Genomic DNA, 24,457 nt, shown 5'->3' with positions numbered 1-24,457 from the left:
CGCCCACAGGATTGCACAGGCGTTCATGTGGGCGCCGGCCTTGCCGACGACAGGCGCCCCGCCGACCTCAGATCAGAGCCCGTAGCTCATCAGACGGTCGTAACGACGCTTGAGCAGCGCGTCATTGTCGAACTTCTTCAGCATGTCCAGCTGCTCGATCAGCTCGCCGCGGATCGACGCCGAAACGCCAACCGGATCGCGGTGGGCGCCGCCCAGCGGCTCCTGGATGACCTTGTCGACGATACCCAGGCCCTTCAGGCGCTCGGCCGTGATACCCATCGCTTCGGCAGCGTCGGCAGCCTTGTCGGCGGTCTTCCACAGGATCGACGCACAGCCTTCCGGCGAAATCACCGAGTAGGTGGAGTATTGCAGCATGTTCAGTTGGTCGCAGACACCGATGGCCAGCGCACCGCCCGAACCACCTTCACCGATCACGGTCGCGATGATCGGGGTTTTCAGGCGGGCCATGACGCGCAGGTTCCAGGCAATCGCTTCACTCTGGTTGCGCTCTTCGGCATCGATACCCGGGTAAGCACCTGGGGTGTCGATGAAGGTCAGGATCGGCATCTTGAAGCGTTCGGCCATTTCCATCAGGCGGCAGGCCTTGCGGTAGCCTTCCGGACGTGGCATGCCGAAGTTGCGGCGGACTTTCTCGCGCACTTCACGGCCCTTCTGATGGCCGATAACCATGACCGGACGGCCGTCCAGACGGGCAACGCCGCCGACAATCGCGGCGTCGTCGGCGAAGTGACGGTCGCCGTGCAGTTCGTCGAACTCGGTGAAGATGTGCTCGATGTAGTCCAGGGTGTACGGACGACGCGGGTGACGCGCCAGACGCGCAATCTGCCAGCTGCTCAGGTTGCCGAAAATGCTTTCGGTGAGCGTGCTGCTCTTGTCTTGCAGACGGGCGATCTCATCGCCGATGTTCAGCGAGTTGTCATTGCCGACCAGGCGCAGCTCTTCGATCTTGGCTTGCAGGTCAGCAATCGGCTGTTCGAAATCCAGAAAATTCGGGTTCATAGGCATCCGTCTTGGGTCGACGGCCAGGCGGCCGGCCGGTTGATCCGTTTGGCGCCCTACCTTAAGGGATCGGGCGCATTCAGGTCGAGATTAAAAAAGCATCAATTCATCGATATTGCAAAAAGACGTTCTCACGCCCGAACTGGTCACGCAGCGCCTGAATCAGGCCGTCCGCCGGGTCGATTCGCCAGCCCTCGCCAAACTGCAGCAAGGCGCGGGCATCGTTGCCGGTGTACTCCATGCTGATCGGGCAGGCGCCGCGATGGCGCTTGAACAGCTCGCCAAGCCAGGCCAGCCGATCGCCCTTGAGCGCGTCGGCGTGCACCTTCAGGCGCAGGCTTTCAGCCAGGTTGGTGCGGGCGTCTTCCATGCTCATCACGCGTTTGACCCGCAGGCGCAGCCCCCCGGAGAAATCGTCGTTACTCACCTCGCCCTCGATCACCACCATGGCGTCGGTCTGCAGCAACGGCTGCGCAGCCATGAAGGCATCGGCGAACAGCGAGGCCTCGATCCGCCCGGAGCGGTCGTCGAGGGTGACAAAGCCCATCTTGTCGCCCTTCTTGTTCTTCATCACCCGCAGGGCAATGATCATCCCCGCCACCGTCTGGGTATCGCGCGCCGGCTTCAGGTCGATGATGCGCTGGCGAGCGAAGCGCCGGATCTCGCCTTCATACTCGTCGATCGGGTGACCGGTCAGGTACAGGCCGAGGGTGTCCTTCTCGCCGCGCAGGCGCTCCTTGAGGGTCAGCTCGCGGGCCTTGCGGTGATTAGCGTAGACATCGGCGTCTTCTTCGACAAACAAGCCGCCAAACAGGTCGGCGTGACCGCTGTCGAGCGTCCGCGCGGTTTGCTCGGCAGCCTTGATCGCCTCTTCCATTGCCGTCAGCAGCACCGCGCGATTGCGGTCGATGTTGGCCTGGTAGGCCTTGATCTCGTCATGGAAATACGGCCCAAGGCGGTCGAGCGCACCGCTGCGGATCAGCGCGTCGAGGGTACGCTTGTTGATGCGCTTGAGGTCGATCCGCTCGCAGAAGTCGAACAGGTCCTTGAACGGCCCGCTGGCGCGGGCATCGACGATGGCCTCGACCGGCCCCTCGCCGACGCCCTTGATCGCCCCCAGGCCATAGACGATACGCCCGTCGTCGTTGACCGTGAACTTGAAGTCGGAGGTATTCACATCCGGCGCATCGAGGCGCAGCTTCATGCTGCGCACTTCCTCGATCAAGGTCACGACCTTGTCGGTGTTATGCATATCCGCCGACAGCACCGCCGCCATGAACGCGGCCGGATGGTGGGTTTTCAGCCAGGCGGTCTGGTACGACACCAGGCCATAGGCGGCGGAGTGGGATTTGTTGAAACCGTAGCCGGCGAATTTCTCTACCAGGTCGAAGATGTTACCCGCGAGGTCGCCATCGATATTGTTGGCGACACAACCTTCGATGAAACCGCCACGCTGCTTGGCCATCTCTTCGGGCTTTTTCTTGCCCATGGCCCGGCGCAGCATGTCCGCACCACCCAGGGTATAACCCGCCATGACCTGGGCGATCTGCATCACCTGTTCCTGGTACAGGATGATGCCGTAGGTCGGCGCCAGTACCGGCTTGAGGCCCTCGTACTGGTAATCGGAGTGCGGATAGGCCAGTTCGGCTCGGCCGTGCTTGCGGTTGATGAAGTCGTCGACCATGCCCGATTGCAGCGGGCCTGGGCGGAACAGCGCCACCAGTGCGATAAGGTCTTCCAGGCAGTCGGGCTTGAGCTTCTTGATCAGCTCCTTCATGCCGCGCGATTCAAGCTGGAACACCGCCGTGGTTTCGGCTTTTTGCAGCAGCTCGTAGGTTTTCTTGTCATCCAGCGGGATGAAGTCGATGTTCAGGTCCGGCAGGCCCTGCTTGGCCTGTTCGCGGTTGATTGTCTCCATCGCCCACTTGATGATGGTCAGCGTTCGCAGGCCGAGGAAGTCGAACTTCACCAGGCCGGCCGCCTCGACATCGTCCTTGTCGAACTGGGTTACCAGGCCGCCGCCCTCTTCGTCGCAGGCAATCGGCGAGAAGTCGGTCAGCTTGGTCGGGGCGATAACCACCCCACCGGCGTGCTTACCGGTACCGCGGGTGACGCCTTCGAGCTTGAGCGCCATGTCCCAGATTTCTTTGGCGTCCTCGTCGGTCTTGAGGAAGTCGCGCAGGATCTCTTCCTGCTCGTAGGCCTTTTCCAGGGTCATGCCGACTTCGAACGGAATCATCTTCGACAGGCGGTCGGCCAGGCCGTAGGACTTGCCCTGCACCCGTGCCACGTCACGCACCACCGCCTTCGCCGCCATGGTGCCGAAGGTGATGATCTGGCTTACCGCGTTACGCCCATAGGCGTCGGCGACATACTCGATCACCCGGTCGCGGCCGTCCATGCAGAAGTCGACGTCGAAGTCGGGCATGGAAACCCGTTCCGGGTTGAGGAAACGTTCGAACAGCAGGTCGTAGGCCAGCGGGTCGAGGTCGGTAATCTTCAGTACGTAGGCCACCAGCGAGCCGGCCCCCGAACCCCGCCCCGGGCCAACCGGTACGCCGTTGTTCTTGGCCCACTTGATGAAGTCCATAACGATCAGGAAGTAACCGGGGAAACCCATCTGGATGATGATATCCAGCTCGAACTTCAGGCGGTCGAGGTAAACCTGGCGCTTCTCTTCGTAATTGGGCGTGGTGTCCTTGGGCCAGAGCACCGCCAGGCGCTCTTCCAGGCCTTCGTGCGAAACGTGGCGCAGGTAGTCGTCGATGCCCATGCCGTTGGGCGTCGGAAAGTCGGGCAGGAAGTGCTTGCCCAATTGCACCTGGATGTTGCAGCGCTTGGCGATCTCGACGGTGTTGGCAAGCGCATCGGGCAGGTCGCTGAACAGCTCGACCATTTCTTCCGGGCTTTTCAGGTACTGCTGGTCACTGTAGTTGCGCGAGCGGCGCGGGTCGTCGAGTGCCCGTCCTTCGCCGATGCACACGCGGGTTTCGTGGGCGTCGTAGTCGGTCTGCTTGATGAAGCGCACGTCGTTGGTCGCCACCAGCGGCGCGCCGAGCCGGTCGGCCAGGGCCACGGCGGCGTGCAGGTATTCTTCGTCGCCGGCGCGGTTGGTGCGCTGCACCTCGACATAGAAGCGCTCCGGGAACATCCGCATCCAGTCGCCGAGCAAGGCTTCGGCGTGCGCCTCGTTGCCCGCCAGCAGGGCCATGCCGATATCGCCTTCCTTGGCCGCCGACAGGGCAATCAGCCCTTCGCTGGCTGGGGCGATCCAGTCGCGCTCGATGACCACCAGGCCATTACGCTGGCCATCGACCCAACCCCGCGAGATCAACTCGGTGAGGTTGCGATAGCCCTTGGCGTCCATCGCCAGAAAGCAGATGCGTGACAGCGGCGCATCCGGGTCGGCGTTGGCCAGCCACAAGTCGGCACCGCAGATCGGCTTGATGCCGCCGGCCATGGCGGCTTTGTAGAACTTGACCAGCGAGCACATGTTGCTCTGGTCGGTGACCGCCACCGCCGGCATGTTCATCGCTGCCAGCGCCTTGGCCAGCGGCTTGATCCGTACCAGGCCGTCAACCAGCGAGTATTCGGTGTGCAAGCGCAGATGAATGAAGGAAGCCGACATGATGATCCTATAGCAGCACAAAACAACAAGGCCCGGATTGTACCGGGCCTCGATCAAAACAGCATCCTGACAGGCGGTAAACCTGCCCGCAGCTACCCCTTGAGCAGGCTGCGCCCTTGACCGCCGTGCGCCTCGAAAGCGGCGCGGACCGGGGCGAACGAACGCCGGTGAATCGGCGTGGGGCCGAGCCGGGCCAGCGCCTCCAGGTGCACAGGCGTCGGGTAGCCCTTGTGCCCACCGATGCCATAACCGGGGTAGATCAGCTCGAATGCAGCCATCTCGCGGTCACGGGTGACCTTGGCCAGGATCGACGCAGCAGCAATCGCCGGCACCTGGCTATCACCCTTGACCACCGGTGCCGACGGCACATTCAGCTTGGGGCAACGGTTGCCGTCGATCAGCGCCAGTTTCGGTGTCACGTGCAGGCCTTCGACCGCGCGCTGCATGGCCAGCATGGTGGCGTGCAGGATGTTCAGTTCGTCGATTTCCTCGACTTCGGCGCGGGCGATATGAAAGCTCAGGGCTTTTTCGCAGATCTCGTCGAAAAGTTTCTCGCGCTTGGCTTCGGTCAGTTTCTTCGAATCGTTCAGACCCAGGATCGGCCGGTTCGGGTCGAGAATCACCGCTGCCGTCACCACGGCGCCGCACAGCGGGCCACGGCCTACTTCGTCGACGCCGGCGACCAGGTCTTCGACCAGGTTGAAGTCCAGTCCAAATTGCATTTAACGGTTTTCCAGCAAGGCCAGCACCGCGTCCGCCGCCTGATTAGAGGCGTCGCGGCGCAGGGTGCGGTGAATCTGATCGAAGCCTTCGGTCTGTTGCAGACCACCACTAATCAGCGGCGCCACAGTCTGTGCCAAGGCTTCGCTGGTAGCGGCCTCCTGCAACAGCTCGGGAACCAGCAGGCGCTGAGCCAGCAGGTTGGGCAAGGACACGTAGGGGCTTTTCACCAGACGTTTGAGAATCCAGTAGGTCAATGGTGCCAGGCGATAGGCCACCACCATCGGCCGTTTGAACAGCAGCGCTTCAAGGGTGGCGGTGCCCGAGGCGATCAGCACCGCGTCACAAGCCGCCAAGGCCTGGTGCGACTGGCCGTCGAGCAGGGTCAGCGGCAGGTCACGACCTTCGAGCATCTGTTCCAGTTGCTGGCGCCGCGCCGGGTTGGCGCACGGGGATACGAAACGCACCCCTGGCACCAGTTCGCGCAGACGCTGTGCGCTATCGAGGAACAGCGCGCCAAGACGGCCGACTTCACCGCCACGGCTGCCCGGCATCAACGCCACCAGCGGTCCATCGGCCAGCCCCAGCGCCGCACGTGCAGCACTGCGGTCGGCATCCAGCGGGATGGTATCGGCCAGTGGGTGACCGACGAAGCGCACGGGCACGCCCTGCTCTTCGTAGAATTTGGCTTCGAACGGGAACAGCGTCAGCATCAGGTCGCAGCCTTCGCGGATCTTCAGCACACGCTTCTGCCGCCAGGCCCAGACCGACGGGCTGACGTAGTGCACGGTCTTGATCCCGGCCTGACGCAGTTTGAGTTCGATATTAAGGGTGAAGTCCGGCGCATCGATACCGATGAATACATCGGGCTTTTCGCCGATCAGGGTCTGGATCAGTTCCTTGCGCCGCTTGAGCAACTCGCGCAGGCGGCCCAGCACTTCCACCAGGCCCATCACCGCCAGGCGCTCCATCGGGAAGTAGGAGCGCAGCCCCTCGGCTTCCATCAGCGGGCCGCCGACACCGATAAAGCGCACCTCCGGGTGGCGCGCCTTCAGCGCACGCATCAGGCCGGAGCCAAGAATATCGCCGCTGGCCTCACCGGCCACCAGCGCGACGCACAGAGCCGCCATATCAGCGGGTGATGCCGCGGGCGGAGGTCTGGATGGACTGGCGGAACATTTCCACTTCCGGGAACTGCTGCGACGCTTCTTCGAGCTCGGCAATCGCCTGGTCGACGGTCAGGCCCTGACGGTAGACCACCTTGTAGGCGCGACGCAGTGCATGAATGGCATCCTCGCTGAATCCGCGACGGCGCATGCCTTCGAAATTCATGCTGCGGGCTTCGGCCGGGTTACCGAACACGGTGACGAAGGCCGGAACATCCTTGCCAATGGCAGTACCCATGCCGGAGAAGCTGTGGGCGCCGATATGGCAGAACTGATGCACCAGCGTGAACCCGGAAAGGATCGCCCAGTCGTCAACATGCACATGCCCGGCAAGGGCGGTGTTGTTGACCAGGATGCAATGGTTACCGATGACACTGTCGTGACCGATGTGCGCGTAGGCCATGATCAGGTTGTGATCGCCCAGCGTGGTTTCGCTGCGGTCCTGCACGGTGCCACGGTGAATGGTCACGCCTTCGCGGATCACGTTGTGATCGCCGATCACCAGGCGCGTTTCTTCACCCTTGTACTTGAGGTCCGGGGTGTCTTCGCCAACCGAGGAGAACTGATAGATGCGGTTGTGCTTGCCGATACGGGTCGGTCCTTTGAGCACAACGTGCGGACCGATGACGGTCCCTTCCCCGATCTCGACCCCAGCGCCGATGATCGACCATGGGCCGACCTCGACACCGTCGGCGAGCTTCGCCGTCGGATCGATGATTGCCCGAGGGTCAATCAAACTCATAGTTTGCGTTCCGCGCAGATGATCTCGGCCGAGCATACCGGCTTGCCGTCAACCGACGCCTGGCATTCGAACTTCCAGATCTGGCGCTTGCAACTGATGAACTTGGCTTCGAGGATCAGTTGGTCGCCCGGCAACACAGGCTGACGGAAGCGCAGCTTGTCGGAGCCGACGAAGTAGTACAGCGTGCCGTCCGCCGGTTTGACGTCGAGCATCTTGAAGCCGAGGATGCCGGCCGCCTGGGCCATGGCTTCGATGATCAGCACGCCCGGCATGATTGGATGCGCAGGGAAGTGACCATTGAAGAACGGCTCGTTGATGCTGACATTCTTGTAGGCACGAATGCGCTGACCCTCTACGTCCAGGTCCACTACCCGGTCCACGAGCAGGAACGGGTAACGGTGAGGCAGGTATTCGCGAATCTCGTTGATGTCCATCATTTCGGGGGGAAGCCTGTAGTAAAGATAGGGAGCGCCGGCCTTCGCACAGCGCTCCTTTTGCAAATCAAGAGAGCAGTTCAGCGGCTGTCAGCTCTTGATCAGGAAATGGTATCAGCCTTCAGATGAAGCTTTGCCGCCTGAGGTCACGGCATCGACACGCTTTTCCAGCTGTTGAAGCCGTTTTGCCATCTCGTCCAGCTGGCGAATACGCGCGGCACTTTTGCGCCAATCGCCCAGCGTCTGCATCGCCGTACCGGAAGAATAGCCGCCCGGTTCGGTAATGGAGCGGGTGACCATGGTCATCCCGGAAACGAAAACGCCATCACAGATTTCAATATGCCCCACCATGCCGACGCCGCCAGCGATGGTGCAATGCTTGCCAATCTTGGTGCTGCCGGAAATGCCGACGCACGCGGCCATGGCGGTATGGTCACCGACCTGCACGTTGTGGGCAATCTGGATCTGGTTGTCGAGCTTGACCCCATTGCCGATACAGGTATCGGCCAGTGCGCCGCGATCGATTGCCGTGTTCACACCGATTTCGACGTCGTCGCCGATGCTCACACCACCGATCTGGGCGATCTTCTGCCACACGCCCTTCTCATTGGCAAAGCCGAAACCTTCACCGCCCAGCACAGCGCCCGACTGAATCACCACGCGCTTGCCGATGCGCACGTCGTGGTAAAGGGTCACGCGCGGTGCCAGCCAGCCACCTTCGCCAACCACGCTGCGTGCGCCAATGAAGCACTGCGCGCCAATGGTGACGCCGGCACCGATCTGCGCGCCGCTTTCGATCACCGCAAACGCACCGATACTGGCGCTGGCATCCACCTGGGCATCCACAGCCACCACGGCGCTGGGATGAATTCCCGCCACAGCCTTGGGCTTTGGATCGAACAGATGAGAAACCCGCGCATACGCCAGGTACGGATCGGGCACGATCAACGCATGCCCGGCGAAGCCTTCGGCATCGTCGGCCTTGAGCAGCACCGCTGCCGCCTTGGTGTCCGGCAGGAATTTGCGATAGTGCGGATTGGCCAGGAAGCTCAGCTGCCCGGCACCGGCTTCCTGCAGGGTCGCAAGGCCGGTGATGTCCAGTTCCTCGGGGCCACGCAGGGTGGCGCCGAGGAACTCGGCCAGTTGGCCGAGTTTCAGGGTCGGGGTCATGTTCAACGCGCTTGGTTCATGCGCTCGATGACTTGGCGGGTGATGTCGTACTGAGGTTTGACATCAATGACCGCACCACGCTCGAGCACCAGGTCGAACGCGCCTTTCTTGATCACTTCCTCGACGGCGCCATCCAGCTTCGGCTTGAGCTGCTTGAGCATATCGCGATCGGCGACGGCCTTGGACTCGTTCAGTTCCTTGGACTGGAACTGGTAGTCGCGGGCTTTCTGCTTGAACTCGAGCTCCAGACGCTCACGCTCAGGCTGGGCCATCTTGTCGCCACCTTTCATCAGGCGGTCCTTGATGCCCTGGGCGCTGCTTTCCAGGTTCTTCAGTTTGGTCAGTTGCGGACCGAACTTCTTCTCGGCATCGACAGCGTATTTCTTCGCCGCGTCAGATTCGAGCAGCGCCATCTGATAGTTCAGAACCGCGATCTTCATTTCAGCGAAGGCCGGGGTAGCAACCAGGGTCGCAGCCAGTACAGCCAGTTGGGTCAACTTACGCACGATGCACTCCTACAGAATCCGTTGTCGTTTACGCGGGGCAGACCCTTAGAAGGTCTGACCCAGAGAGAATTGGAACACCTGGGTATCGGCGTCGTCCGGCTTCTTGATCGGCATTGCCAGGCTGAAGCTCAACGGGCCCAGGGCGGTAATCCAGGTCACGCCCAGACCAACGGAGCTGGCCAAGCCCGACAGGCCGAGTTTTTCGCAGTCCGGCTTGGAGCCGCAGTTGGTGTCGAACACGTTACCCACATCCCAGAACACAGAGGTACGCAGCGAACGCTGATCCTTGACGAATGGCAGCGGGAACAGCAGTTCCATACCGCCCTGGACGAGCACGTTACCACCGAACGGCAGCGGGTCCTGATCCGGGTCGAGCACGGTGCCAGGGTTCTTGCCGGTACTAGGTGTACTGCGTGGCCCCAGGCTGCTGTCCTTGAAACCACGTACCGAGTTGAAGCCACCGGCGTAGTAGTTCTCGTAGAACGGCAGGCCCGAAGTGGAACCGAAGCCATCGCCATACCCCAGTTCAGAGTGCAGGCGCAGGGTGTAATCGTTGGTGATCGGCTTGAACAGCTGACCACGGTAATCCAGTTTGAAGAACGACAGGTCGCTACCTGGAGTAGTGGCTTCCAGGGTCAGGCTTTGCGAGTGACCGCGGGTAGCCAGGACACCTTTGTTCAAGGTGGACTCGGACCAGCCGGCCGACGCCTTGAAGTTCAGGTAGTTGTCGCCTTCCTGTTTAACGAAATCGAAGATCTCGTCAACGGTGTACTTACCGGTCTTGATCTTGTCCTGTTGTACCGCCAGGCCGAAGGTCAGACGCGAGGTTTCGCTGATCGGGTAGCCCACGCTGACGCCGGCACCCAGGCTGTCGACCGCATAGCTGGCCACGTCGACGTCGAGGTCGTCGTAGTTGGTGGTGCGGTAGAAGGCGTTGTAACCCAGGCTCACGCCGTCGGCGGTCCAGTAGGGGTCAACGTAACCGAAGTTGTAGCGGCTCTGGTATTCGCTGCGGGTCAGGCCGATGGACACCTTGTTACCGGTACCGAGGAAGTTGTTCTGGCTGATCGAACCGCCGAGGATCAGGCCGGCGCTCTGGGCGAAACCGACGCTTGCAGTGATCGAACCGGACGCTTGCTCTTCGACGCTGTAGTTCACGTCGACCTGGTCATCGGTACCCGGTACGGCCGGGGTCTCGACGTTGACTTCCTTGAAGAAGCCCAGGCGCTCCAGACGGGTCTTGGACTGGTCGATCAGGTAGGTCGACGCCCAGCCACCTTCCATCTGGCGCATTTCACGACGCAGCACTTCGTCTTCGGACTTGGTGTTGCCGCGGAAGTTGATGCGGTTGACGTAGGCACGCTTGCCCGGATCGACCACGAACATGATATCGACGGTGTGGTCGTCATCGTGAGGCTGTGGCACGCCGTTGACGTTGGCGAAGGTGTAGCCTTCGTTACCCAGGCGGCGGGTGATCAGCTCGGATGTGGTGGTCATCACCTTGCGCGAGAAGACCTGGCCAGGTTGCACCAGCAGCAGCGCCTTGACCTGATCTTCCGGGACCTTCAGGTCGCCGGAGAGCTTGACGTCACGAACCGTGTACTTCTCGCCTTCGTTGACGTTGACGGTGATGTAGACGTGTTTCTTGTCCGGGGTGATCGACACCTGGGTGGACGCGATGTCCATATTGATGTAGCCACGGTCCAGGTAGTAGGAACGCAGACGCTCCAAGTCACCAGAGAGCTTTTCGCGGGCATACTTGTCGTCGTTCTTGAAGAACGACAGCCAGTTGGTGGTTTTCAGCTCGAACAGAGTGGCGAGGTCTTCGTCGCTGAAGACGGTGTTGCCGACCACGTTGATGTGCTGGATCGCCGCCACGGTGCCTTCGTTGATCTTGATCTTCAGACCCACCCGGTTACGCGGTTGCGGCACCACCTCGGCGTCCACCTCGGCCGAATAGCGGCCCTGGGCGACGTACTGGCGTTGCAGTTCGTTACGCACGCCTTCGAGGGTCGCACGCTGGAAGATTTCACCTTCGGCCAGGCCCGATTGCTTCAGACCCTTCATCAGGTCTTCGGTGCTGATGGCCTTGTTGCCTTCGATTTCGATGCTCGAAACGGAAGGACGCTCAACCACGGTGATGATCAGGACGTTGCCGTCGCGACCCAGTTGGATGTCCTGGAAGAACCCGGTCTTGAACAGCGCACGGGTCGAATCCACCAGGCGACGATCGTCCGCCTGGTCACCAACGTTCAATGGCAACGCACCGAAGACGCTGCCAGCGGAAACCCGCTGCAGGCCATTGACACGAATATCGGAGATGGTGAAGGACTCGGCGTGAACTTCAGCGATCATCAGTACGGCGAGAACCGCAGTTAGCAGCAGACGTTTCATGAAGTCCTTTCTTATTCCAACTGGCAATAAACGACCTGCCGCGAAAGGCGGCAGGTTCGCAATTGAGCGAAGCTTTACAGTCGACCCAAATCGTTGATCAGGGCAAGCAACATCACCCCGACTACCAAACTGATACCGATCTGGATCCCCCAACCTTGCACCCGATCCGAGAGCGGACGACCACGCGCCCACTCGATCAGGTAGAACAGCAAATGCCCCCCATCCAGTACAGGAATGGGCAGCAAGTTAAGAACCCCCAGGCTAATGCTCAGGTAAGCGAGGAAATTAAGGAAATCTCCAACGCCCGACTGGGCCGAAGCGCCCGCCACTTTAGCAATCGTTATCGGTCCGCTCAAGTTTTTTACCGAGAGCTCGCCGAAGAGCATTTTCTTCAGCGAATCGAGGGTCAGGACGCTCATGTTCCAGGTCCGCGAAACGCCTTCTACAAAGCCCTCCAGCGGTCCGTAACTGACCTCGCGCAGCATGGCTGCTGGCCACTCCACGGCCTTGACCCCAGCCCCCAGGTAACCGCTGGCATTCTTGCCTTCGCCGCGACTGGCGAGGGTGACAGGCAGCTCCAGCGTCGCCCCGTCACGCTCGACGCGCAGCACGACCTTGCTGCCGGCACGCCCACGCACGGTATCGACCACTTGCTGCCAATCGCTGAGCGCCTGGCCATCGAGGGCCAGCAGGCGATCACCGGTTTTCAGACCAGCGGCTTGCGCCGGGCCTTTCGGATCCAGTTCGGCGAGCACCGGGGCCAGGGCCGGACGCCAAGGCTTGATACCCAGCGAGCGGATCGGGTCCGGCTCCTCGGTTCCCTTGAGCCAGTTGTCCAGGGCCAGCACGTGCGCACTGCCGGCGCTGTTGCCTTCATTACGTACGGTGACCTGCAGCGAACCGCTTTCGCCCAGGCGCCGCACCAGTTGCAGGTTGACCGCCGCCCAGCCATTGGTCGGCTTGCCGTCGACGGCAACGATTTCCTGGCCAGCGCCAAGCCCGGCGAGCGCAGCGATGCTACCCGCTTCTACCCCACCGATGACCGGCCGCACCTGCTGGCTACCGAGCATGGCCAGGGCCCAGAAGAACACGATGGCCAGGAGGAAGTTGGCAATCGGGCCCGCCGCGACGATAGCAATACGCTGGCGTACCGACTTGCGATTGAACGATTGATCGAGCTGGTCGAGCGGCACCTCGCCTTCGCGCTCGTCGAGCATCTTGACGTAGCCCCCCAGGGGAATCGCCGCGACCACGAACTCGGTACCCTGACGGTCGTGCCAGCGCAGCAGCGGCATGCCGAAGCCGACGGAAAAACGCAGCACCTTGACGCCACAGCGCCGCGCCACCCAGAAGTGACCGAATTCGTGAAAGGTAACCAGCACACCCAATGCCACCAGGGTGCCGATAATCATATAGAGCGCACTCATGTCTCTCTCCGAATGACGTTCAGCAGGGCCGGGTACAACGCCGCATGGCGTCGCACCTCAGCGCCCGTGACGGTCCAACCACTGGCCGGCCAGCACCCGAGCCCGCTGGTCGGCGGCAAACACCGCATCCAGCGACGCCACGGCCACTACTGGCTCAAGGTTGAGCACGTGGTCGATCATACTCGCGATCTCGGGGAAGCGGATGCGCCGCTCAAGAAAAGCTTGCACCGCCACTTCGTTGGCTGCATTGAGCATGGCTGGCGCGCTGTTACCCGCATCGGCCGCGTCGCGGGCCAGGCGCAAGCACGGGAAGCGCTGCTCGTCGGGCGCCTGGAAGTCCAGGCGGGCAATGGCGAACAGGTCCAGCGGCGCCACCCCCGAATCGATCCGCTGCGGCCAGGCCAAGGCATTGGCGATGGGCGTGCGCATGTCCGGGTTGCCCAGCTGGGCCAGCACCGAACCGTCGACATAGTCGACCAGCGAATGAATCACGCTTTGCGGGTGCACCACGACCTCGACCTGCGCCGGCCGGGCATCGAACAGCCAGCACGCCTCGATCAGTTCCAGGCCTTTGTTCATCATGCTGGCCGAGTCGACGGAAATTTTCCGCCCCATCGACCAGTTCGGATGAGCGCAAGCCTGCTCCGGGGTCACTTCGGCCAGCTGGTGCAACGGGGTTTCGCGGAACGGGCCGCCGGACGCGGTCAACAGGATACGGCGCACGCCGACCTGGGCCAGGCCCCGGGAAAAGTCACCCGGCAGACACTGGAAGATTGCATTGTGCTCGCTGTCGATGGGCAGCAACACCGCACCACTCTCGCGCACAGCCTGCATGAACAGTGCGCCGGACATCACCAGCGCTTCTTTATTGGCCAACAGCACTTTCTTGCCGGCCTTGACCGCCGCCAGCGTCGGCCGCAGCCCGGCCGCACCAACAATCGCCGCCATGACGGCATCGACCTGCGGCGCGGCAGCGACGTGGGCCAAGCCCTCCTCGCCCACCAGCACCTCGGTGCGCAAGCCGGCCGCCTTGAGGCCTTCGCGCAGCAGCTGGGCGGCGGCGTCGCTCGGCACCACGGCAAACGCCGGCACATGCTTGACGCACAAGGCCAACAGCTCGCTCAGCCGCGAGTAACCGCTCAGGGCAAAGACCTCGTAGCGCTCGGGGTGGCGAGCGATGACGTCCAGCGTACTCAGGCCGATGGAGCCCGTGGCGCCGAGCACGGTAATCCGTTGAACACTGCTCACAGGACGCCCCAATTAGCTGCCCAGAGCAGCACGGCGAACAGCGGAATGGCCGCTGTCAGGCTGTCGATACGGTCAAGGACGCCACCATGACCAGGCAGCAGGCTGCTGCTGTCCTTGATACCGGTGCGGCGCTTGAACATGCTTTCGGTCAGGTCACCGACCACCGAGGCCATTACGATCAATGCCGCACCGAGCACGCCGAGCAGCAGCTCGCCGGCGCTCCAGCCACGGTTGATGCCGACGACCAAGGTAATCACCAGCGTGACCAGTAACCCCCCATAGACACCCTCCCAGCTCTTGCCCGGGCTGACCTGCGGGGCCAGCTTGCGCTTGCCGAACGCGCGACCGGAGAAATACGCACCGATGTCCGCCCCCCAGACCAGCACCATCACCGCCATGATCAGCCAGTTACCGAGCGGCCAGTGCTTGAGCAGCACCAGGCCCTGCCAGGCTGGCAGCAGGATCAGCAGACCAATCAGCAGCCGGCAGGCCACGCTGGCCCACAGCTCGCTACTGCGCGGATAGGTCAAGACCAGCCAGGTCGCCAACCCCCACCACAGTACCGAGGCACCGAGGATCCACGGTGCCAGCTCCGGCATCAGGTGCAACAGCATCAGCAGACCAGCAACGACGACGGCATACGCCACGCGCAGCAACTGGGCCTCCAGGCCCGCCAGGCGGGCCCATTCCCAGGCGCCGAGCGTAACCACCAGACCGATGAACAGGGCGAAGTCGCCGCCATCGAGCAGGAAGAAACCGCCCAGGGCGATCGGCAGCAGGATCAGCGCGGTGATGATGCGTTGTTTAAGCATTAAGCACGGGCTCCGGCTTCGACCTGCTCACTGGTTTTACCGAAGCGGCGCTGGCGCGAAGCGAAATCGGCCAGCGCTTTGCGCATGGCCTCGTGTTTGAAGTCCGGCCAGAACAGGTCGGAGAAATACAGCTCGGCATAAGCCAGCTGCCACAACAGGAAGTTGCTGATGCGGTGTTCGCCACCGGTGCGGATGCACAGGTCGGGCAATGGCAGATCGCCTGTAGCCAGACAGGTTTGCAGCAGCTCCGGGGTGATGTCTTCCGCACGCAGGTGCCCAGCCTGCACTTCGCGCGCAAGGCGCTGCGCAGCCTGGGCGATATCCCACTGGCCACCGTAGTTGGCGGCAATCTGCAGGATAAAGCGGTTGTTGCCGGCGGTCAGCGCTTCGGCCTCGCGCATGGCGGCTTGCAGTTCCGGATGGAAGCGGGAGCGATCACCGATGATCCGCAAGCTGATGTTGTTCTCGTTGAGCCGTTTGGCTTCCCGGCGCAAGGCCGAGAAGAACAGCTCCATCAGCGCCCCGACCTCTTCGGCCGGACGCTGCCAGTTTTCGCTGGAGAAGGCAAACAGGGTCAGCACCTCGACCTTGGCCTCGGCGCACACCTCGATCACGGCGCGCACCGCGCCCACACCAGCCTTGTGCCCGGCGACGCCGGGCAACAGGCGTTTCTTCGCCCAGCGATTATTTCCGTCCATGATGATCGCGACATGGCGCGGCACCGAAGGAGGCACACCCTGCTTGGTCTTTTCCATTAAAAAAGTCCCGACCTTAAACGGCCATCAGGTCCTTTTCTTTTGCCTTCACAGCAACTTCGATCTCAGCAACAAACTTGTCGGTCAGCTTCTGGATGTCGTCAGCAGCACGACGCTCTTCGTCTTCGCTGATTTCCTTCTCCTTGACCAGATCCTTGAGCTGGCTCAGGGCGTCGCGACGGATGTTGCGCACGGCAACGCGGCCGTCTTCGGCAGCATCACGCGCCTGCTTGGTGAAGCCCTTGCGGGTTTCTTCGGTCAGGGCCGGCATCGAGATCAACAGCAGCTCGCCGAGGTTGGTCGGGTTGAAGCCCAGACCGGAGTTGAGGATGGCCTTCTCTACCGCAGCCAGCATGTTGCGCTCGAAGGCGACGACCTGCAGGGTACGGGCATCTTTAACGGTAACGTTGGCGACCTGGTTGATCGGGGTGTCGGCGCCGTAGTAAGGCACTTGCACGCCAGCCAGGATCTGCGGGTTGGCAGCACCGGTACGGATACGGCTGAAGGCGTGCTGCAGGGATTCCAAGGACTTGCCCATGCGCTCTTGAGCGTCTTTCTTGATTTCGTTGATCATTGTTGAACTTCCTCGACCAGGGTTCCCTCAGCGCCACCGTGCACAATGTTGAGCAGGGCGCCGGGCTTGTTCATGTTGAAGACGCGCAGTGGCATCTTGTGATCACGGCACAGGCAGATGGCCGTCAGATCCATTACCCCCAGCTTGCGATCCAGCACTTCATCGTAGGTCAGATGATCGAACTTCTCGGCATGCGGGTCTTTGAATGGATCAGCAGTGTATACACCATCGACCTTGGTTGCCTTCAATACCACGTCGGCATCGATTTCGATGGCGCGCAGGCAAGCGGCGGAGTCGGTGGTGAAGAACGGGTTGCCAGTACCGGCCGCGAAGATCACAACCTCTTTGCTGTTCAGGTGACGCATAGCTTTGCGGCGGTCGTAGTGGTCGGTCACGCCAACCATGGAGATGGCCGACATCACGATGGCCGGGATATTGGCACGCTCCAGCGCGTCGCGCATCGCCAGACCGTTCATCACGGTCGCCAGCATGCCCATGTGGTCACCGGTGACGCGGTCCATACCAGCGGCGCTCAGCGCGGCACCACGGAACAGGTTGCCACCACCGATCACCAGGCCCACCTGGACACCGATGCCAACCAGCTGGCCGACTTCCAGTGCCATGCGGTCCAGCACCTTGGGGTCGATGCCGAACTCTTCCGAGCCCATCAGGGCCTCGCCGCTAAGCTTGAGTAGAATGCGTTTATAGCGAGCTTGATGAATACTGCCCTGCTGAGCCATTGCGAATCTCTCCTGCGGCGTTTGTATATAATTCTGGGCGGGCTGTTTTCAGCCTGCGCTAACTCTAGCGTGGCGCAGCGACTGCGCCAGCGAAAGGCGGTCTTGTAAACCACCCCCGCTTTGACAAAGAGGCTGCGCGCGTGAGCGGGCAGCCTCTTTGGGGCGACAGATATGAATCCGTCTTATTGCTTGGCAGCAGCCAGTTGAGCAGCAACTTCTTCAGCGAAGTTATCAACTGGTTTCTCGATGCCTTCGCCGACTTTGAAGTAGGTGAAGGAAACGATTTCAGCGCCGGCTTTCTTGGCCAGTTCGCCGACCTTGATTTCCGGGTTCATGACGAACGCCTGTTCAACCAGGCTGGCTTCGGCCAGGAACTTCTTGATACGACCGTCGATCATGTTGGCGACGATGTTCTCAGGCTTGCCCTTCATCTTCTCTTCGTTCAGCTGCATGAACACAGCTTTTTCACGCTCGATAGCTTCGGCGGAGACTTCCGATGGGTTCAGGAACTCTGGGTTGCTGGCTGCCACGTGCATGGCGATTTCTTTGGCCAGTTGGACGTCGCCGCCCTTCAGGACAACCGCAACACCGATTTTGTTGCCGTGCAGGTAGGTGCCGACAACGTCACCCTCAACGCGCACCAGGCGACGGATGTTGACGTTCTCACCGACCTTGGCAACCAGCGCTTCGCGAGCAGCTTCACGAGCAGCGATCAGCGGCGCGGCGTCGGTCAGTTTCTCGGCGAAAGCCTGTTCTACGCTGTCGGCGACGAAGGTCTTGAAGTCATCTTGCAGGGCCAGGAAGTCGGTCTGCGAGTTCACTTCCACCAGGACGGCGGACTTGTCGTCGGCCTTGATGGCGATAGCGCCTTCAGCGGCAACGTTGCCAGCCTTCTTGGCGGCCTTGATGGCGCCCGAAGCACGCATGTCGTCGATGGCTTTTTCGATGTCGCCGCCAGCCTTTTCCAGGGCCTTTTTGCAATCCATCATGCCTTCGCCGGTACGCTCGCGCAGTTCTTTAACCAGCGCTGCAGTAATTGCTGCCATTTCAAAATCCTCTTGGATAGGTTTTCAACCATTCCACCCGATTGAACGGGCGCTCAATTCTGGAAATCCACTGTCAATGCACCTGCAAAGCGATGATGCGGCACAACAGCTGACAGGAGGATTTCAAGGTGGCAAAAAGGGGGCCAAGCCCCCTTTTTGCGTGCCGAGTAGACGCTAAGCGTCAGTTACTCAGGCTTCAGCTGCCGGTGCAGCTGCTTCTTCTACGTATACTTCGGTGCCGCCAGCAACGTTGTTGCGGCCACGGATAACGGCATCAGCCATCGAACCCATGTACAGCTGGATGGCGCGGATGGCGTCATCGTTACCTGGGATGATGTAGTCAACGCCTTCCGGGCTGCTGTTGGTATCGACAACGCCGATTACCGGGATGCCCAGCTTGTTGGCTTCGGTGATAGCGATGCGCTCGTGGTCAACGTCGATCACGAACAGGGCATCAGGCAGGCCGCCCATGTCCTTGATACCGCCCAGGCTGCGATCCAGTTTTTCCAGATCACGGGAGCGCATCAGCGCTTCCTTTTTGGTCAGCTTGGTGAAGGTACCGTCTTCAGCCTGAGTTTCCAGGTCGCGCAGGCGCTTGATGGAAGCACGGATGGTTTTGTAGTTGGTCAGCATGCCGCCCAACCAGCGGTGATCGACGTACGGCGAACCGCAACGTGCTGCTTCTTCAGCAACGATCTTGCCAGCGGAACGCTTGGTGCCGACGAACAGAATCTTGTTTTTGCCCTGAGCCAGGCGCTCGACGAAGGTCAGTGCTTCGTTGAACATTGGCAGGGTTTTTTCAAGGTTGATGATGTGAATCTTGTTGCGCGCGCCGAAAATGTACTTACCCATTTTCGGGTTCCAGTAACGGGTTTGGTGACCGAAGTGCACACCGGCCTTCAGCATATCGCGCATGTTGACTTGGGACATGATAGTTCCTTGATAAGTCGGGTTGGGCCTCCACGTATCCCAATGACCAACCCCCGATTCGAGAATCAAAGGCACCCAGGCCATCGTGTCGACACGTGTGTGGGTTAATGCTCACGGGGCTATCCCCGGAAAGCGGCGCATTTTATACCACACAAGCGCGCCCAGCGAAACCCGAATTACCAATTGGCACACAGGCTTTTGCGCCGGGGCTGCAATCGCGCCAGAATGCCCCCTATATAAAGGCAAGCCCGCCAGCAGCGCCCCGCGCTCTGTTAGAATCGCCCCTTTCCCGATTACTCGCGCCCCGTGCGCGCCGTAGAGAGCCCGCAATGACCGTCACCATCAAAACCGCCGAAGACATCGAAAAGATGCGCGTCGCCGGCCGCCTGGCCGCCGAAGTCCTCGAGATGATCGAAGAGCATGTCAAGCCTGGCGTGACCACCGAGGAACTCGACCGCCTGTGCCACGACTACATCGTCAACGTCCAGCAGGCCATTCCGGCACCGCTGAACTACAAAGGCTTCCCCAAGTCGATCTGCACGTCGGTCAACCACGTGGTCTGCCACGGCATCCCGGGCGACAAGCCGCTCAAGGACGGTGACACGCTGAACATCGACGTCACCGTGATCAAGGATGGCTACCACGGCGACACCAGCCGCATGTTCCATGTCGGCAACGTGCCGGTCTGGGCCGAGCGCCTGTCGCAGGTCACCCAGGAGTGCATGTACAAGGCCATCGAGCTGGTCAAGCCGGGCTGCCGCCTGGGCGACATCGGCGAAGTGATCCAGAAGCATGCGGAAAAGAACGGTTTCTCGGTGGTCCGCGAGTTCTGCGGTCACGGTATCGGCAAGGTGTTCCACGAAGAGCCGCAGATCCTCCACTACGGCCGCGCCGGCACCGGCATGGAGCTCAAGGAAGGCATGACCTTCACCATCGAGCCGATGATCAACCAGGGCCGGGCCGACACCAAGGTGCTGGGCGACGGCTGGACCGCCATCACCAAGGACCGCAAGCTCTCGGCACAATGGGAGCACACCCTGGTGGTGACCGCGACCGGCTACGAGATCTTCACCCTGCGCAAGGACGACACTATCCCGCGCACCTCGGCCTGACCTGACCAGGAACGTTTTCGATGCCCCAAGTGGATCCCGAGCTGTTCGACCGCGGCCAGTTCCAGGCGGAACTGGCGCTCAAGGCAAGCCCTATCGCGGCCTTCAAGAAAGCCATTCGCCAGGCCCGGGAAGTGCTTGATGCACGGTTTCGCGGCGGTCGCGAGATCCGCCGCCTGATCGAGGATCGCGCCTGGTTCGTCGATAACATCCTGCAACAAGCCTGGAACCAGTTCAACTGGAGCGGCCAGGCCAGCATCGCCCTGGTCGCGGTTGGCGGCTATGGGCGCGGCGAGCTGCACCCCTACTCCGACATCGACCTGCTGATCCTGCTCGACAACGCCGACCACGAAGTGTTTCGCGAGTCGATCGAGCGCTTCCTCACCCTGCTCTGGGACATCGGCCTGGAAGTCGGGCAGAGCGTGCGCTCGGTGGACGAATGCGCCGAGCAGGCCCGCGCCGACCTGACGGTGGTCACCAACCTGATGGAAAGCCGTACCATCTGCGGCCCGGAAAGCCTGCGCCAGCGCATGCTCGACGTCACCAGCACCGCGCAGATGTGGCCGAGCAAGGAATTCTTCCTGGCCAAGCGTGCCGAGCAAAAGGCCCGGCACCACAAGTACAACGACACCGAATACAACCTGGAACCCAACGTCAAGGGTTCCCCAGGCGGCCTGCGCGACATCCAGACCGTGCTGTGGATCGCCCGCCGCCAGTACGGCACGCTGAACCTGCACGCCCTGGCCGACGAAGGCTTCCTGCTGGAAAGCGAAAACAACCTGCTGGCGGCCTCGCAGGAGTTCCTCTGGAAGGTCCGCTACGCCCTGCACATGCTCGCCGGCCGCGCCGAAGACCGTCTACTGTTCGATCACCAGCGCAGTATCGCTGCGCTGCTGGGGTTCGCCGACGACAACCCCAAGCGCGCCATCGAGCAGTTCATGCAGCAGTACTACCGGGTGGTGATGAGCATTGCCGAGCTCAGCGACCTGATCGTCCAGCACTTCGAGGAGTTGATCCTCGCCGATGACAGCGCCAGCAGCACGCAGCCGCTGAACCCGCGTTTCCAGCTGCATGACGGCTACATCGAAGCGGTGCGCACCAACGTGTTCAAGCGCACCCCGTTCGCCATGCTCGAAATTTTCGTGCTGATGGCCCAGCACCCTGAAATCAAGGGCGTGCGCGCCGACACCATCCGCCTGCTGCGCGAGCACCGGCACCTGATCGACGACAACTTCCGCAACGATATTCGCAACACCAGCCTGTTCATCGAGCTGTTCAAGTGCGAAATCGGCATCCACCGCAACCTGCGACGGATGAACCGCTACGGCATTCTCGGCCGCTACCTGCCGGAGTTCGGCCTGATCGTCGGGCAGATGCAGCACGACCTGTTCCACATCTATACGGTCGACGCGCACACGCTGAACCTGATCAAGCACCTGCGCAAACTGCAGTACACCCCGGTATCGGAAAAATTCCCGCTGGCCAGCAAGCTCATGGGCCGCCTGCCCAAGCCCGAGCTGATCTACCTGGCCGGGCTCTACCACGATATCGGCAAGGGCCGTCAGGGCGACCACTCGGAGCTTGGCGCCATCGACGCGCAAGCATTCTGCGCGCGCCACCAGTTGCCCGCCTGGGACAGCCGGCTGATCGTCTGGCTGGTGGAGAACCACCTGGTGATGTCGACCACCGCCCAGCGCAAGGACCTCTCCGACCCGCAGGTGATCCACGACTTCGCCCAACGGGTCGGCGACCAGGTGCACCTGGACTACCTCTATGTGCTGACCGTGGCCGACATCAACGCCACCAACCCCAGCCTGTGGAACTCCTGGCGGGCCAGCCTGCTGCGCCAGCTGTTCACCGAGACCAAGCGTGCCCTGCGCCGCGGCCTGGAAAACCCGCTGGACCGTGAAGAACAGATCCGCCAGACGCAGAGCGCGGCACTCGACATCCTCGTGCGCGAAGGCACCGACCCGGACGACGTCGAACAGCTCTGGGCGCAACTGGGCGATGACTACTTCCTGCGTCATACCGCCGCCGACGTGGCCTGGCACTCCGATGCGATCCTCCAGCAGCCGGCCGACGGCGGGCCGCTGGTGCTGATCAAGGAGACGACCCAGCGCGAGTTCGAGGGTGGCACGCAGATCTTCATCTATGCCCCCGACCAGCACGACTTCTTTGCCGTGACCGTGGCGGCGATGGACCAGCTGAACCTGAACATTCACGATGCGCGGATCATCACCTCAAGCAGCCAGTTCACCCTCGACACCTACATCGTGCTCGACAACGACGGTGGTTCGATCGGCAACAACCCGCAGCGGGTCAAGCAGATCCGCGACGGCCTGACCGAGGCCCTGCGCAATCCGGACGACTACCCGACGATCATCCAGCGCCGGGTGCCACGCCAGCTCAAGCACTTCAACTTTGCCCCGCAGGTGACCATCCTCAACGACGCCCAGCGTCCGGTGACCATCCTTGAGCTCAGTGCACCGGACCGTCCGGGCCTGCTGGCGCGGATCGGCAAGATTTTCCTGGAATTCGACCTGTCGTTGCAGAACGCCAAGATTGCGACCCTTGGCGAGCGCGTGGAAGACGTGTTCTTCATCACCGATGCCGACAACCAGCCGCTTTCCGACCCTCAGCTGTGCAGTCGCTTGCAGGATGCGATCGTCGAGCAGTTGCGTGTCGACCAGGCCTCCGGGGTCGAGATGACCCGCCTGACCATTTGACCGTTTGAAGAGACCTTGCGCCGATGAACAACGCTTTGAACCAGCTTCAGCCCTACCCATTCGAGAAACTGCGCGCGCTGCTCGGCAGCGTGACCCCGGCGGCGGACAAACGCGCCATCGCCCTGTCGATCGGTGAGCCGAAGCATGCCTCGCCAGCCTTTGTGGCCAAGGCCTTGAGCGACAACCTGGACAAGATGGCGGTGTACCCGACCACCCTCGGCCTGCCGGCCCTGCGCGAATCGATCGTGCACTGGTGCGAACGGCGCTTTGGCGTACCGGCCGGCTGGCTGGACGCGGCGCGCCACGTGCTGCCGGTGAATGGCACCCGCGAGGCGCTGTTCTCGTTCACCCAGGCAGTGGTCAACCGGGGCGAGGACGCGCTGATCGTCAGCCCGAACCCGTTCTACCAGATCTACGAAGGCGCGGCGTTCCTCGCCGGGGCGCAACCGCACTACCTGCCCTGCCTGGACCAGAACGGCTTCAACCCGGACTTCGACGCGGTGCCGGCCGAGATCTGGCAGCGCTGCCAGATCCTGTTCCTGTGCTCGCCGGGCAACCCGACCGGGGCCCTGGTGCCGGTGGAAACCCTGAAGAAGCTGATCGCGCTGGCCGACGAGCACGACTTCGTGATTGCCGCCGACGAATGTTACAGCGAGCTGTACTTCGACGAACAAACCCCACCCCCCGGGCTACTGAGCGCCTGCGTCGAGCTGGGCCGTAGCGACTTCAAGCGTTGCGTGGTGTTCCATAGCCTGTCCAAGCGTTCCAACCTGCCGGGCCTGCGTTCGGGCTTTGTCGCGGGTGACGCCGAGATCCTCAAGGCGTTCCTGCTGTACCGCACCTACCACGGCTGCGCGATGCCGGTGCAAACCCAGCTGGCCAGTATTGCCGCATGGGACGATGAGGCGCACGTGCTGGCCAACCGCGACCTGTACCGTGAGAAGTTCGACGCGGTGCTGGAGATTCTCGGCCCGGTGCTGGAGGTGAAGAAGCCGGACGGCGGCTTCTACCTGTGGCCCAAGGTGAAGGGCGACGACGCGGCGTTCTGCCGTGACCTGTTCGCGCAACAGCATGTCACCGTGGTGCCGGGCTCGTACCTGTCACGGGACGTCGACGGGGTCAACCCGGGTGCTGGTCGCGTGCGCCTGGCGCTGGTTGCGCCGCTGGCGGAGTGCGTTGAAGCTGCGCAGCGGATTCGGGCCTTTGTAGAACGCTAAAAGCATCGCCGGCAAGGCCGACTCACAGGGAATAGTCGCCACCGATCCCATGTGTGCCGGCCTTGCCATTCCCAAGTACAACAGCACTATTTC

Annotated in this window: 20 protein-coding genes; 3 read left to right on the top strand and 17 right to left on the bottom strand. The window is 61.9% G+C overall.

Going from position 1 to position 24,457, the window contains the following annotated elements; translation table 11 throughout:
• Positions 1–72 precede the first annotated feature (72 nt).
• From accA to rpsB, 17 genes are all read right to left on the bottom strand, one after another.
• Positions 73–1,020, bottom strand: coding sequence for an acetyl-CoA carboxylase carboxyl transferase subunit alpha (gene accA / locus DCO48_RS05455; protein ID WP_116549600.1), 948 nt, complete (start codon positions 1,018–1,020; stop codon positions 73–75).
• Between the two features lie 106 nt (positions 1,021–1,126).
• Positions 1,127–4,648, bottom strand: a complete 3,522-nt coding sequence (gene dnaE / locus DCO48_RS05450; protein ID WP_116549599.1) for a DNA polymerase III subunit alpha — start codon at positions 4,646–4,648, stop codon at positions 1,127–1,129.
• Between the two features lie 92 nt (positions 4,649–4,740).
• Positions 4,741–5,370, bottom strand: a complete 630-nt coding sequence (gene rnhB / locus DCO48_RS05445) for a ribonuclease HII (RefSeq protein ID WP_116549598.1) — start codon at positions 5,368–5,370, stop codon at positions 4,741–4,743.
• Positions 5,371–6,498: a lipid-A-disaccharide synthase gene (gene lpxB, locus DCO48_RS05440; protein WP_116549597.1), complete on the bottom strand. Its 1,128-nt coding sequence runs from the start codon at positions 6,496–6,498 to the stop codon at positions 5,371–5,373.
• A 1-nt stretch (position 6,499) separates the two neighbouring features.
• Positions 6,500–7,276, bottom strand: coding sequence for an acyl-ACP--UDP-N-acetylglucosamine O-acyltransferase (gene lpxA / locus DCO48_RS05435; RefSeq protein ID WP_116549596.1), 777 nt, complete (start codon positions 7,274–7,276; stop codon positions 6,500–6,502).
• On the bottom strand, positions 7,273–7,713 hold the full coding sequence (fabZ, locus tag DCO48_RS05430) for a 3-hydroxyacyl-ACP dehydratase FabZ (protein WP_085724505.1): 441 nt from the start codon (positions 7,711–7,713) through the stop codon (positions 7,273–7,275). The genes lpxA and fabZ overlap by 4 nt, the downstream gene beginning before the upstream one ends.
• 111 nt (positions 7,714–7,824) lie before the next feature.
• A complete protein-coding gene (lpxD, locus tag DCO48_RS05425; protein WP_116549595.1) occupies positions 7,825–8,880 on the bottom strand; it encodes a UDP-3-O-(3-hydroxymyristoyl)glucosamine N-acyltransferase in 1,056 nt (351 codons plus the stop codon).
• A 2-nt stretch (positions 8,881–8,882) separates the two neighbouring features.
• A complete protein-coding gene (locus DCO48_RS05420; protein WP_116549594.1) occupies positions 8,883–9,386 on the bottom strand; it encodes an OmpH family outer membrane protein in 504 nt (167 codons plus the stop codon).
• A 45-nt stretch (positions 9,387–9,431) separates the two neighbouring features.
• The gene (gene bamA, locus DCO48_RS05415) at positions 9,432–11,780 is read right to left on the bottom strand and encodes an outer membrane protein assembly factor BamA (RefSeq protein WP_116549593.1); all 2,349 of its coding nucleotides are present in this window, start codon (positions 11,778–11,780) and stop codon (positions 9,432–9,434) included.
• Between the two features lie 74 nt (positions 11,781–11,854).
• Complete coding sequence (gene rseP / locus DCO48_RS05410) at positions 11,855–13,207, bottom strand: RIP metalloprotease RseP (RefSeq protein WP_116549592.1); 1,353 nt, start codon at positions 13,205–13,207, stop codon at positions 11,855–11,857.
• A 57-nt stretch (positions 13,208–13,264) separates the two neighbouring features.
• The gene (ispC, locus tag DCO48_RS05405; RefSeq protein WP_116549591.1) at positions 13,265–14,455 is read right to left on the bottom strand and encodes a 1-deoxy-D-xylulose-5-phosphate reductoisomerase; all 1,191 of its coding nucleotides are present in this window, start codon (positions 14,453–14,455) and stop codon (positions 13,265–13,267) included.
• Complete coding sequence (locus DCO48_RS05400) at positions 14,452–15,267, bottom strand: phosphatidate cytidylyltransferase (protein WP_116549590.1); 816 nt, start codon at positions 15,265–15,267, stop codon at positions 14,452–14,454. Before DCO48_RS05400 ends, ispC begins: the two co-directional genes overlap by 4 nt.
• Positions 15,267–16,022, bottom strand: coding sequence for a polyprenyl diphosphate synthase (gene uppS, locus DCO48_RS05395; protein WP_116549589.1), 756 nt, complete (start codon positions 16,020–16,022; stop codon positions 15,267–15,269). The genes DCO48_RS05400 and uppS overlap by 1 nt, the downstream gene beginning before the upstream one ends.
• 16 nt (positions 16,023–16,038) lie before the next feature.
• Positions 16,039–16,596 carry a ribosome recycling factor gene (frr, locus tag DCO48_RS05390; protein WP_116549588.1) on the bottom strand — a complete coding sequence of 186 codons (558 nt, stop codon included), beginning with the start codon at positions 16,594–16,596 and terminating at the stop codon, positions 16,039–16,041.
• Positions 16,593–17,336: a UMP kinase gene (pyrH, locus tag DCO48_RS05385; RefSeq protein ID WP_116549587.1), complete on the bottom strand. Its 744-nt coding sequence runs from the start codon at positions 17,334–17,336 to the stop codon at positions 16,593–16,595. Before pyrH ends, frr begins: the two co-directional genes overlap by 4 nt.
• Positions 17,337–17,518: 182 nt before the next feature.
• Positions 17,519–18,382, bottom strand: a complete 864-nt coding sequence (tsf, locus tag DCO48_RS05380) for a translation elongation factor Ts (RefSeq protein ID WP_116549586.1) — start codon at positions 18,380–18,382, stop codon at positions 17,519–17,521.
• 189 nt (positions 18,383–18,571) lie between these two features.
• On the bottom strand, positions 18,572–19,312 hold the full coding sequence (rpsB, locus tag DCO48_RS05375; protein ID WP_116549585.1) for a 30S ribosomal protein S2: 741 nt from the start codon (positions 19,310–19,312) through the stop codon (positions 18,572–18,574).
• 329 nt (positions 19,313–19,641) lie between these two features.
• On the opposite strand from rpsB, the gene map reads away from it, so the two are divergent.
• The 3 genes from map to dapC are packed head-to-tail and all read left to right on the top strand — an operon-like array spanning position 19,642 to position 24,364.
• The gene (gene map / locus DCO48_RS05370; RefSeq protein ID WP_116549584.1) at positions 19,642–20,424 is read left to right on the top strand and encodes a type I methionyl aminopeptidase; all 783 of its coding nucleotides are present in this window, start codon (positions 19,642–19,644) and stop codon (positions 20,422–20,424) included.
• Between the two features lie 20 nt (positions 20,425–20,444).
• Complete coding sequence (locus tag DCO48_RS05365; protein ID WP_116549583.1) at positions 20,445–23,147, top strand: [protein-PII] uridylyltransferase; 2,703 nt, start codon at positions 20,445–20,447, stop codon at positions 23,145–23,147.
• A gap of 23 nt (positions 23,148–23,170) precedes the next feature.
• Positions 23,171–24,364, top strand: coding sequence for a succinyldiaminopimelate transaminase (gene dapC, locus DCO48_RS05360; protein WP_116549582.1), 1,194 nt, complete (start codon positions 23,171–23,173; stop codon positions 24,362–24,364).
• Positions 24,365–24,457 lie beyond the last annotated feature (93 nt).

The sequence above is a fragment of the Pseudomonas sp. SDI genome (genome assembly GCF_003105155.1).
In the GTDB taxonomy this organism is placed as follows: domain Bacteria; phylum Pseudomonadota; class Gammaproteobacteria; order Pseudomonadales; family Pseudomonadaceae; genus Aquipseudomonas.
Note: the sequence above shows the minus strand (reverse complement) of the source record. Positions and strands in the feature narration are given on the sequence as shown.

What these genes read in the sequence shown, in the direction of transcription:
- accA (WP_116549600.1), bottom strand. Translation starts at nt 1,020, where the DNA reads ATGAACCCGAATTTTCTGGATTTCGAACAGCCGATTGCTGACCTGCAA.
- dnaE (WP_116549599.1), bottom strand. Translation starts at nt 4,648, where the DNA reads ATGTCGGCTTCCTTCATTCATCTGCGCTTGCACACCGAATACTCGCTG.
- rnhB (WP_116549598.1), bottom strand. Translation starts at nt 5,370, where the DNA reads ATGCAATTTGGACTGGACTTCAACCTGGTCGAAGACCTGGTCGCCGGC.
- lpxB (WP_116549597.1), bottom strand. Translation starts at nt 6,498, where the DNA reads ATGGCGGCTCTGTGCGTCGCGCTGGTGGCCGGTGAGGCCAGCGGCGAT.
- lpxA (WP_116549596.1), bottom strand. Translation starts at nt 7,276, where the DNA reads ATGAGTTTGATTGACCCTCGGGCAATCATCGATCCGACGGCGAAGCTC.
- fabZ (WP_085724505.1), bottom strand. Translation starts at nt 7,713, where the DNA reads ATGATGGACATCAACGAGATTCGCGAATACCTGCCTCACCGTTACCCG.
- lpxD (WP_116549595.1), bottom strand. Translation starts at nt 8,880, where the DNA reads ATGACCCCGACCCTGAAACTCGGCCAACTGGCCGAGTTCCTCGGCGCC.
- bamA (WP_116549593.1), bottom strand. Translation starts at nt 11,780, where the DNA reads ATGAAACGTCTGCTGCTAACTGCGGTTCTCGCCGTACTGATGATCGCT.
- rseP (WP_116549592.1), bottom strand. Translation starts at nt 13,207, where the DNA reads ATGAGTGCGCTCTATATGATTATCGGCACCCTGGTGGCATTGGGTGTG.
- DCO48_RS05400 (WP_116549590.1), bottom strand. Translation starts at nt 15,267, where the DNA reads ATGCTTAAACAACGCATCATCACCGCGCTGATCCTGCTGCCGATCGCC.
- uppS (WP_116549589.1), bottom strand. Translation starts at nt 16,022, where the DNA reads ATGGAAAAGACCAAGCAGGGTGTGCCTCCTTCGGTGCCGCGCCATGTC.
- frr (WP_116549588.1), bottom strand. Translation starts at nt 16,596, where the DNA reads ATGATCAACGAAATCAAGAAAGACGCTCAAGAGCGCATGGGCAAGTCC.
- pyrH (WP_116549587.1), bottom strand. Translation starts at nt 17,336, where the DNA reads ATGGCTCAGCAGGGCAGTATTCATCAAGCTCGCTATAAACGCATTCTA.
- tsf (WP_116549586.1), bottom strand. Translation starts at nt 18,382, where the DNA reads ATGGCAGCAATTACTGCAGCGCTGGTTAAAGAACTGCGCGAGCGTACC.
- rpsB (WP_116549585.1), bottom strand. Translation starts at nt 19,312, where the DNA reads ATGTCCCAAGTCAACATGCGCGATATGCTGAAGGCCGGTGTGCACTTC.
- map (WP_116549584.1), top strand. Translation starts at nt 19,642, where the DNA reads ATGACCGTCACCATCAAAACCGCCGAAGACATCGAAAAGATGCGCGTC.
- DCO48_RS05365 (WP_116549583.1), top strand. Translation starts at nt 20,445, where the DNA reads ATGCCCCAAGTGGATCCCGAGCTGTTCGACCGCGGCCAGTTCCAGGCG.
- dapC (WP_116549582.1), top strand. Translation starts at nt 23,171, where the DNA reads ATGAACAACGCTTTGAACCAGCTTCAGCCCTACCCATTCGAGAAACTG.